The organism is Rahnella sp. AA (assembly GCF_002834385.1).
GTDB lineage: Bacteria > Pseudomonadota > Gammaproteobacteria > Enterobacterales > Enterobacteriaceae > Rahnella.
On the sequence record NZ_PITQ01000017.1, the window covers coordinates 80241 to 91246 of the forward strand.

Annotated in this window: 7 protein-coding genes; 5 read left to right on the forward strand and 2 right to left on the reverse strand. The window is 56.1% G+C overall.

The features are described from left to right. Positions 1-392: 392 nt before the first annotated feature. Together CWS43_RS25910 and dadX are read left to right on the forward strand one after the other, a co-directional pair. Positions 393-1694 (forward strand): D-amino acid dehydrogenase, encoded by a 1302-nt coding sequence (locus CWS43_RS25910; RefSeq protein WP_101080028.1) that lies wholly within the window; start codon positions 393-395, stop codon positions 1692-1694. 76 nt (positions 1695-1770) lie between these two features. Further along, a complete protein-coding gene (dadX, locus tag CWS43_RS25915) occupies positions 1771-2844 on the forward strand; it encodes a catabolic alanine racemase DadX (protein WP_101080029.1) in 1074 nt (357 codons plus the stop codon). Positions 2845-2850: 6 nt separating this feature from the next. On the opposite strand, the gene CWS43_RS25920 is transcribed toward dadX, so the two are convergent. Further along, the gene (locus CWS43_RS25920; RefSeq protein WP_101080036.1) at positions 2851-4047 is read right to left on the reverse strand and encodes a multidrug effflux MFS transporter; all 1197 of its coding nucleotides are present in this window, start codon (positions 4045-4047) and stop codon (positions 2851-2853) included. Between the two features lie 150 nt (positions 4048-4197). Continuing rightward, positions 4198-5028 carry an ammonia-dependent NAD(+) synthetase gene (gene nadE, locus CWS43_RS25925; RefSeq protein ID WP_101080030.1) on the reverse strand — a complete coding sequence of 277 codons (831 nt, stop codon included), beginning with the start codon at positions 5026-5028 and terminating at the stop codon, positions 4198-4200. Between the two features lie 468 nt (positions 5029-5496). Here nadE and CWS43_RS25930 point away from each other — a divergent pair, with 468 nt between their 5' ends. The 3 genes from CWS43_RS25930 to CWS43_RS25940 form a co-directional block, all read left to right on the forward strand. Next, positions 5497-6261, forward strand: coding sequence for a YdiY family protein (locus CWS43_RS25930; protein ID WP_101080031.1), 765 nt, complete (start codon positions 5497-5499; stop codon positions 6259-6261). Between the two features lie 552 nt (positions 6262-6813). Then, positions 6814-8451 carry a ShlB/FhaC/HecB family hemolysin secretion/activation protein gene (locus CWS43_RS25935; protein WP_232777227.1) on the forward strand — a complete coding sequence of 546 codons (1638 nt, stop codon included), beginning with the start codon at positions 6814-6816 and terminating at the stop codon, positions 8449-8451. A gap of 22 nt (positions 8452-8473) precedes the next feature. Next, positions 8474-11006 (forward strand): filamentous hemagglutinin N-terminal domain-containing protein (locus CWS43_RS25940; protein WP_157825439.1); only part of this gene is annotated, 2533 nt, incomplete at its 3' end.

The window sequence follows — 11006 nt, forward strand, 5'->3', positions numbered from 1 at the left end:
CACTTTATAAACCCCCGCAAGCCTGGAAAGGAAAGCGCCGTACATTCCCTGAGGGAATGCCACGCGTGCGACTATTTTTAGTTTTTTATTCTGATTTGTTGATTAATTTAAAGAATAAATGACTGCATAAAAAGCCGCTTTGCCACTCGTCATGCATGGTGACAGCAATGCTGTCATTGACATCATAAAACCATAATTTTCTCACATGAAAGCCTGAATGTTGCGGGTTATCGTTATTTATTTCTGGCTATTGAAAAAAATGCTGTCATAGACGATAAATAATTGTGAAACAACTCACGGTTATGAATGCCTGTGTTGGCGATTTTTATCAGGCAGGTTAATTTCCTGTCATCAGAATATTATGCTTTGTTTTGTCGTGGAGTGGAGTCGATATGCGTGTGGTGATTTTAGGCAGTGGTGTGGTCGGTGTCGCCAGTGCATGGTATCTGGCCAAAGCGGGTCATCAGGTGACGGTTATCGATCGTCAGTCCGGCCCGGCAGAAGAAACCAGCGCAGGTAATGCAGGGCAGATCTCACCGGGCTACGCCGCACCGTGGGCGGCGCCGGGGGTTCCTGTCAAGGCCGTCAAATGGATGTTTCAGAAGCATGCGCCTTTGGCCATCCGCCTTGACGGGACACAGTTCCAGCTGAAATGGATGTGGCAAATGTTGCGTAACTGCAATATGGACCACTATCAGACCAACAAAAGCCGCATGGTACGTCTCGCGGAGTACAGCCGTGACTGCATGAAGGCGCTGCGTGAAAATACCGGCATTCAGTATGAAGGGCGTCAGGGCGGCACGTTACAGCTGTTCCGAACTGCACAGCAGTTTGACAGTGCGGCGAAGGATATCGCGGTGCTCGAAGACGCCGGCGTGCCGTATCAGTTGCTGGAGTCCGGCCAGCTGGCGAGCGCAGAGCCTGCGCTGGCTCAGGTCGCGCACAAGCTGACCGGTGGCCTGCGTTTGCCGAATGATGAAACCGGCGACTGCCAGATGTTTACCCGCAAACTGGCTGAAATGGCTCGCCAGGCAGGTGTGATATTCGAATTCAACCGCACCGTCGATAAATTACTGGTGGAAAACGGCGAAATCACCGGTGTGCAGTGCGGTGATGAGCTCGTGAAAGCCGACGCTTATGTGGTGGCATTCGGGTCTTATTCCACAGCGTTGCTGGCCGATTTGGTGTCCATTCCGGTTTACCCGCTGAAAGGCTATTCACTGACCATTCCGATTACCGACCCCGCTTCGGCGCCGGTATCTACCGTGCTCGATGAAACTTATAAAATTGCGATAACCCGTTTTGACGATCGCATTCGTGTTGGCGGTATGGCCGAGATTGTGGGGTTCAACCTTAAACTGGCGCAGGCGCGCCGCGAAACACTGGAAATGGTGGTGAAAGACCTTTATCCAAACGGCGGCAACGTGGAACAGGCAACATTCTGGACAGGTCTGCGGCCGATGACGCCGGACGGTACGCCGATTGTCGGGCGTACACGCCTTAAAAATCTTTATCTCAATACCGGGCATGGCACGCTGGGCTGGACAATGGCCTGCGGTTCAGGGCAACTGCTGTCGGATATTATATCCGGCGTGACACCGGCAATCCCTTCGGACGATTTGTCCGTTGAGCGCTACAGCCCTGATTTTATCGCCCGTCCGGCCGGACCGCATAAAATGCATCCGGTCGGCTGAGCCTGCTGCCAATTTCCGCCCGGGTACAGCGTCTTATGCGGCCCGGGCGTCATCTTATTTTTTTGCCGGAGCTGGTATGCCTCGCCCGATTTCAGCCACATTATCTTTGTCCGCGTTAACTCAAAACCTGAACACTATCCGCGGATATGCACCTCACAGCAAAGTCTGGTCGGTAGTGAAAGCCAACGGCTACGGCCACGGTATTTCACGTATCTGGAAAAGCTTGTCTGCCACTGATGGTTTTGCATTGCTTGATTTTAACGAGGCGGTTTTACTGCGTGAGTCCGGCTGGCGCGGGCCGATACTGCTGCTTGAAGGGTTCTTCAGCGCGAAGGATCTGGCTATCGTGGATAAGTACCGGCTGACCACTGCGGTACATAGCGAGTGGCAGATTAAAGCATTGGCAGAAGCACAGTTCACCCGGCCGGTGGATGTTTACCTGAAGGTCAACAGCGGGATGAACCGTTTGGGGTTTGCGCCCGCGTGCGCCGGTGCCGCATGGCAGCAGTTGCGTGAACTGAAGCAGGTGGGCGAAATCACACTGATGAGCCATTTTGCTACCGCCGACAGTGTTGAAGGCGTAGATGCGCAGATGGCCGCGATTAACCTGGCAGGGCAGAACATCCGTGCTCCACGTTGTCTGGCCAACTCTGCGGCCACGCTCTGGCATCCGCATACGCATTATGACTGGATCCGTCCGGGGATTATTCTTTATGGCGCGTCACCCAGCGGCGAATGGAAGGATATCGAAAATAGCGGACTAAAGCCGGTGATGACGCTGAAAAGCGAGCTGATTGCCGTTCAGGAACTTAACGCGGGCGATCGCGTGGGCTACGGCGGACGCTACAGCGTCGCAGGGCCACAGCGCATCGGCGTTGTGGCCTGTGGTTATGCTGACGGGTATCCGCGACATGCACCTTCCGGCACGCCGGTTTGGGTCGACGGTGTGATAACAAAAACGGTGGGTACGGTGTCAATGGACATGCTGGCGGTGGATTTAACGCCGTGTCAGCACGCACAAATTGGTTCACCGGTCGAACTGTGGGGCGGGTATTTGCCGGTCGACGCGGTGGCGGCCGCCGCCGGTACGCTGGGCTACGAACTGCTGAGTGCGCTCGCACCGCGCGTACCGGTGACTACCGTCGGGTAACGGCTTTTAGTTTTTCAGACGGGTCAGCTGACCCGTCGATTTCTTACTGGCGCGGCGCGCCAGCATCGCCAGACATCCTCCTGCCAGCATCACCAGCGCCAGACTCAGTTTGGGTTGTAAAGGCAACGCCATCGCAATAAAGCCAAATAATGCTCCACCCGCCATCTGAACCGAACCGACCAGTGCAGAGGCCACCCCTGCCTCATTTGAAAACGGTTCGAGCGCATAGCTGGTCGCCGGGCCCATCAGGAAAGCCAGCCCCGCGCAGGCGCTGGCGACCGGCAGCATATAGAGCCATGTCGCGGTCTGTTCTGCCGGAGCCATCAGTGTGATCCCGGCGATCAACCCGGCACATCCGGCGAACATCAGAATTCCGCCTGTTTTCAGACAAGCCGGGCGTCCCACTTTACGGATAATGCGGTTGGCGATAAAACTCATCGCCATAATCCAGAACCCGTTGGCACCAAACACCAGCGAAAACTGCAGTGGTGTCAGACCCGCAATGCTCATCAACACCGTGGGAGCCAGCGACACGTAGGTGAGGGCCATACCCATCGCGCCCGCATTTACCAACGCAAACGTCATGAAACGCGGGTCAGATAAAATGCGGGCATACTGATGCAAGGGCAGCCCGGCATTGGTTTGCGTCCCGGCAGGGCGTGTTTCAGGTAGTTTGAAAATGACCAGCAGCAACACCGCCAGCGTATAGACGGCCAGTGCCCAGAACGGGGCTCGCCAGCCATAATACTGTGCGATCAAACCGCCGATCAGCGGGGCCAGTGCGGGGATAATGTTCAGCGTGCCGTTCAGGAATCCATAGGCGCGGGCAGCATCATTGCCACTCATCCGGTCGCGCACGCCGCTGAAAATAACCACGGAAGTACAACACACCGCCAGCCCCTGAACCACGCGGGAGAAAAGAAACATCCAGGCGGTTCCGGCCGTTGCGGCAATCATCGCGCCCGCCAGATAAATGACCACGCCGGTAACGGCGATCGGGCGGCGGCCAAATTTATCGACCAGCGGACCGGCGATCAGTTGCCCAAGCCCCATCACCAGGATAAACAGTGAAATGGAAGACTGAATAACGGCCTCTGAACTGTGCAGGCCGAGGGCAATAGCCGGAATGGCAGGCAGGTATAAATCAATACCCAGAGGGCCAAGGAGCACCATGCTCAGCAGCAGGAAAAGGAATTTTTGCATTGAAAACATCACTGTCAGTCATCCGAAAGGACGCTAAGGGTAATGATTTCGTTAATGAATGGAAAGTAGCTTGTGACAATCAAATCTGCGGTGGCTGTGAATAAAAACGGACACCGGTGAGTGCCCGTCAATTCGCCTGCACCAGAAGGGTTATTTTTTCTTCCAGAAATCGTCGAACACAGTCACGGGCGGCTGACGTTTATGTTCGGTACGCAGATACCAGCCTTCGATAATCGCGGCATATTTATCATCGACTTTCTTACCTTCAAGGTAATCGTCGATCAGTTCATACGTCACGCCCAGCGCTGCTTCATCCGGTAACGCAGGGCGGTTATCTTCCAGATCTGCCGTCGGCGCTTTGGTATAAAGATGTGCCGGACAACCCAGTGCTTTCAGCAACGCTTTCCCCTGACGTTTGTTCAGACGGAAAATCGGATTGATGTCGGTACCACCGTCGCCGTACTTGGTGAAGAAACCGGTCACGGCTTCGGCGGCGTGGTCAGTCCCGACAACAACGCCTTTTTTCATTCCGGCGATGCTGTACTGAGCTTTCATGCGCTCGCGGGCTTTTTCATTACCTTTAATGAAATCACTCAGCTCAATACCGATTTCGCGCAATGTTGCTTCGCTGGCCAGTACGGCATTTTTGATGTTTACGGTGAATACTTGATCCGGCTGAATGAAGCTAATCGCGTCCTGACAGTCAGATTCATCCGCCTGTACGCCGTATGGCAGACGCACGGCGATGAACTGGTACTCTGCTTCGCCAGTTTCCGCACGTAATTCGTTAATTGCCGTTTGGCAAAGTTTGCCGGTAAGAGTAGAATCTTGCCCGCCGCTGATGCCCAACACCAGTGTCTTGATGAACGGATGGGCCAGCAGATAACTTTTGAGAAAATCGACGCTGACACGGACTTCCTGTGCGGCATCGATGTGCGGTTTAACGTGCAGAGCCTGAATAATCTCTTGTTGTAAAGCCATGACCACTCCTCCTGAAGGCTGCCTTCGAGGAACCCGAGGCAAAAATAAGATGTTATCAGGACAAAACTACCCCGCATCGCTCAAAAGGACAAGATTCAGCGAAGAGTTCGGCGGAAATCTGTACGCTGCCGGCTGGTAACATTTCGAACCAAAGCGGCAGGAAAGAAGTAAAGTGTGGCACGTTAGGATTTATTACTGCCCTGCATTGAAATAATAAATCAATGAAGGGAAATGTAATGATTTTGTATGTTTCTATTGCTGGAAATATATGTCATTCGGAACTATCTAAAAAAGCCGCTTTATTAAGATATCCTGGGCTGAGTGCGTTATATTTGTTGCGGTAGAAATATTTGTATACATGTGCCATCGAAATGGAGTTGCCAGGCTTGATTAACGGATCCTAATTAATGGCATAAATCGTGTGGTTCCAGTGTCGTTATTTGCCTTAAGTCTTATTGGGGAAACAAAATGTTTTTTCGGGTTGTACGTCGTTTACCAGCTTGTGCCATCGTCTGTGGTGCAGCGCTGTTCAGTATTTCAAGCCTTGCAGACACCACAATCTTTACTGCCTTAGATGACCCTGCTCAGGCGAAGAAGCCTTTCGACGGTAATGTTCAGGCGGGTTACAGTGCCCAAACCGGTAACACCAGCAACTCCACGCTGAATGCTGATACCACCATGACCTGGTTTGATACCAACACGGCTTACAGCCTGTGGGGTTCTGCGCGTAACACATCTTCTTCCGGTGTCCGTTCATCCGAGAAATATCAGGCTGGTGGTCGTACCCGCTATAACCTTGACAATGCGAACTATGTCTTTGGTCAGGCGAGCTGGCTGAGTGACCGTTATAACGGTTACCGTTCCCGTGATGTTGCGGCTGTCGGTTATGGTCGTCAGATCTGGAGCGGTCCGGTTCACACGCTGAACCTGGAAGCGGGTCCTGGTGTTCGTCATGATGAGTTCGAACAGGGCGGTAACAATACCCGTGCTCTGGCTTATGGCTCAGGGACTTACGGTTATCAGATCAGCGATACCGCACGTTTCACGCAGGGCTTCTCAGTATTAGCGAACGATGAAACCACGCTGAACTCAGAAACTGCGCTGACCGTTGCGATCAATACTCACTTCTCATTGAAAGTGGCGTATGACGTGACGTATAACACCAAACCACCTGCGAGCGCGCCGGATAAAACCGATACCGTGACGTCTGTAAACCTGGTGTACGGTTTGTAATTTTCCCAAAGGGAAATTATTCGAAAAAGCCAGAGGTAAATACCTCTGGCTTTTTTTTACGTTATTTTAACGCACCGTGCATCTCGCTTAATAAATAAGAATTCAACCCGCCTCAAATTGCACTTCCCCGCAGGCGATATATCGTCTTAGCCACTGGAAATATACCCGCCAGCGCATTGGCTTATTGTCGTGAAAGCGCGATGGGTGAAAAATCTCTCCAGCCCGTGCAACACGGACGGCCACCGGTGCCTTACTAATACCCCTACAAATCATATTTTCTGATGTGTCGCGGCATTTCAATTTTACATCTGTTTTGCTTAAATTTTTTTTAAAAACCCTAAAGTAAATTTATCTGGTGCCGATAGGAGCTGAATGTTTAATCATTAATCAATGCCATAGCCATTTCTGATGCCGGGTTATTGAAGTGCAAAGGAACATGGTGCTGGACAGGAAAAACGCCCGGATATGGAAATCATAAGTATTTCTGCACCATCAGGTCGCTTGGTTTTGGCTCGTGCCCGCCAGTCCAGGCGAAGGGTAATCACCGGCCTGATGGCACTGCCGCTGATCGTTTCCCTCACCGTACATGCCGCACCGCTCAGCCCGGCAGATCGCGACAGCATCGAGCAGCAGCAGCGCCAGCTCCTTTTGCAAAACCAGCAACAACGTCAGGAACTGGAACGCAGTACGCCACTCACGCCCGCACCGCAAACCGCGCCGAAACCCGGCGGCCCTTGTTTTGATATTCACACCATTACGCTGCGCGGTGCCGATCACATGCCTGCGCGGATACAACAAAAACTGACTCAGCCTTATCTTCAGCAATGCCTTGGCATCGGCCAGATTAATGCGCTGGTGAAAGAGGTCTCCGACTGGTACATCGGTCAGGGTTATATCACCAGCCGTGCGTTTCTCACCGAGCAGGATTTGTCTTCCGACACACTCAGCCTGACGGTCATGGAAGGCAAGCTCGAAGCCATCAAAATGGAAAATCAGCGCGGGGTGATGCTGGCGATGGCGTTTCCGGGGCTCGTCGGAAAAATCCTTAACCTGCGTGATATTGAGCAGGGGATGGAGCAAATTAACCGGCTGCGTAAAACACCGGTACAGATTGAAATCCAGCCCGGCGGCCAGCCGGGTTATTCCATTGTTAATCTGACGTCAACTCCGGAGTTCCCGCTGCAGGCCAGCGCCGGGTTCGATAACTCCGGGCAAAAAAGTACCGGCACCGGGCAGATGAATGGTTCGCTGACCGGCAATAACCTGCTCGGGCTGGCCGACCAGTGGTTTGTCAGCGCGTCACGCAGCAGTGACATGGCGAGTGACCATGACGCGAAAAGCGTACAGGCCGGCGTCAATCTGCCTTACGGCTACTGGCTGTTTGATTACAACTACAGCTACAGCGATTACCTCAGCACGATCGAATCACAGGGTTATCTCTGGCGCTCCAGCGGCGACAGCCAGGCGCACCGTTTCACGCTGTCCCGCGTGTTGTTCCGCAACGGTGACATGAAAACTGCCGCCAGTTTGGGATTAACTCACCGCCTCAACCGTAATTACCTCAACGACGTCCCGCTCGGCAGCAGCACGCGCAGCCTGACCAGCTGGACCGCCGGGATCAACCACAGCCAGAAACTCTGGGGGGGATACGCGACGCTGAATCCGGCCTTCAGCCATGGTGTCCCATGGTTTGGCGGCGAAAGTGACGAGGGGAAAGCCGACGATGCGCCACGCGCGGAGTTCTCCAAGTGGACGTTGTCCACCAGCTATTACCGCCCGGTGACGCAGCGTATCACCTGGCTGACCAGTGCTTACGGCCAGTGGGGCGACGACCGCCTCTACGGCAGCGAACGCCTGACGATTGGCGGTGAAAGCTCGGTGCGCGGATTCAAAGAACAATACCTCTCCGGCGATAACGGCGGTTACTGGCGCAACGAACTGGACACTCAGCTGTTCACGCTGCCATTCCTCGGCCAAATCAGCAGTGTGGCGGCGCTTGACGGCGGCTATCTGCAACGCAGCAATCACGATGCTAACGCTTCCGGCACCCTGTGGGGCACGGCGGTCGGCTTATCGAGCACCAATGCACATTTCTCCAGCCAGTTTACCGTCGGCTGGCCGCTGAGCTATCCGGATTCACTGTCGCCGGACCGCGTCACGGTCTACTACCGTATCGGCATTGTATTGTAAATTTACGAGAAGGAATTCGGGGATGAAATCGGCGAAAGAACAACCTGTTGCCTTATGGCGCAGGGTGCTGGCGTACGGGCTGATGGGCTGGCTGGTGTGGCAGCCTGTGGTGCCCGCATTTGCGGCAGGCGTGACGGTCGCAGGCGGCAACACCCGCACCGACCAGGCCGCCAACGGTGTGCCGGTGGTCAATATCGCCACCCCGAATCAGGCCGGGATTTCGCATAACACCTACAATGATTTCAACGTCGGCCAGCAGGGCCTCATCCTCAACAACGCCACCGGCAAGCTCACGCAGACCCAGCTCGGCGGCCTTATCCAGAACAACCCCAACCTCACGGCAGGGCAGGAAGCGAAGGGCATCATTAACGAGGTGGTGTCCTCCAACCCGTCGCAGCTGAATGGCTACATGGAAGTGGCCGGTAAAGCCGCGAACGTCATGGTGGCGAACCCGTACGGCATTACCTGTAACGGCTGCGGATTCCTCAATACCCCGAACGCCACGTTAACCACCGGCAAACCGGTGCTGGGCGCGGACGGTTCGCTGCAGTCCCTTGAGGTCACGCAGGGCAGCATTACCGTCGAAGGTCAGGGGCTGGATGCCCGCCAGAGCGACGCCTTCTCGCTGATTTCACGCGCCGCGCAGATTAACGCCGGGCTGTACGCCAGAGATTTAAACGTCACCCTGGGCGCGAATCATGTGGATGCGCAGGGCAACGCAACGCCGGTATCCGGCGCAGGCGTGCCGTCGGTGGCGATTGACACCGGTGCGCTGGGCGGCATGTACGCCAACCGTATTCATCTGGTCTCCGGCGACAAAGGCGTCGGGGTGAACCTCGGTAACCTGAACGCGTCGGTCGGCGACATGCAGATTGACGCCAGCGGTAAGCTGATGCTGAGTAACGCCACTGCCACCGGCAAACTGACCGCCAGTGCGCAGGCCATTGCCCTTAACGGCACCCAGCAGTCGGCCGGCGATACGACGCTGACGTCGGCGGGTGACCTCACCAATAACGGCCAGCTTGCGGCGGGCGGCGGCGTGCAGCTTCAGGCACAGACGCTGACCAACGGCGGGCTGATACAGGCGCAGGGCACGCAGACCCTGAAGGCCACGGCGCTGAACAACAGCGGCACACTGCAGTCCGGCGGGGCACAAAACATCACCGCCACTGCCCTGAATAATCAGGGGCTGATTGGCTCGCAGCAGAGGCTGGGTGTGCAGGTTGCAGGCCAGATGACGGTGGGTGAGCAGGGCTCACTGTTTGCCGGTGACCGGCTGAGTCTCGGCGGCGGGCAGATGATTGCCGACGGCACGCTGACCGGCAAAAACGGCCTGACGCTTAACAGCACGTCCCTGAACGCCGGGCAACACTCGCTCATCACCAGCCTCGGGGATATTCAGCTCACCGCCGGGCAGCAGGTGCTTAACGGCCAGATTTCCACCACCGGCAACGCTGACCTGAACGCGACAGACCTCTCCGTCGGCGCATCAGGCAGTATCCACAGCGACAAAGATTTATCGTTTACCGCCGCTGATGGCGCTGTCGTGTCCGGTGTGCTGGACGGCAACACGTTGGCGGCAGGCGGCGGCGCATTGCAGGTCACCGGTACAGGCTCGCTGGCCTCCACCGGCGATATGCAGTTATCCGCACAGCAGCAACAGCTCGACGGCACAACCCGTGCGGGCGGCAATCTCTCAGTCACCGCTGACCGGCTCAATGCTGCGCAGGGCGGTAAAACCTCGGCGCAGAATGATGTACAGGCCACCGTCGCCAGCGGCGGCCAGTGGTCGGGCAGCCTGATTGCCGGCCGTGACCTGAACTTCACCGCCGGGGATTTCAGCAACGCCGGTACGCTGGCGGCCAACCGCAACGGGCAGTTCAGTTTCGGCACGCTCGGCAACGGCGGCCTGTTGCAGTCGCTGGGCACGCAGCAGCTTAACGGCGGCACCTTCACCAATACCGGCACGGCGCAGTCCGGCGGTGACCAGACCTTCACCCTGAACCAGCTCAATAATCAGGGGCTGACGGGCACCAACGGCGACCTGACGCTGACCGTGCGCGACGGCGTGACAAACGGCGATGCGGCCACGTTACTGGCTGACGGTCAGCTCCGGCTGAACACCGCGCAGGCGGATCTGGGCGGTTCGCTCACCGGCACGCAGGGCGCAGACCTCCGCGCCACGGCGCTCAGCACCCGCGCAGGTTCCGCCCAGACCAGTCAGGGGGATGTGAACCTCAGTGCGGGCACCGCCGACCTGAACGGTTTTCTCTCCGCCGACGGCAATATGGCGCTGAGCACGCAACACCTGACCACCGGCAGTGATTCGCAGACGCAGGGCAAAAACGCGCTGGGGATCAGTGCGTCTGAAGGCGCAGAGCTGGGCGGAAAACTGGTGACGCGGGGGGCGCTGACGATCGGCGCGGGAACCCTGACCAGCACCGCCACGCTGGGGGCGGATAACGTCGATGTCAGCGCGACAACGTTCACAAACAGCGGCGCGATCACGGCGGACGACGGCCTGCATCTTACTGCCGGAACCCTGCATCAGCAGG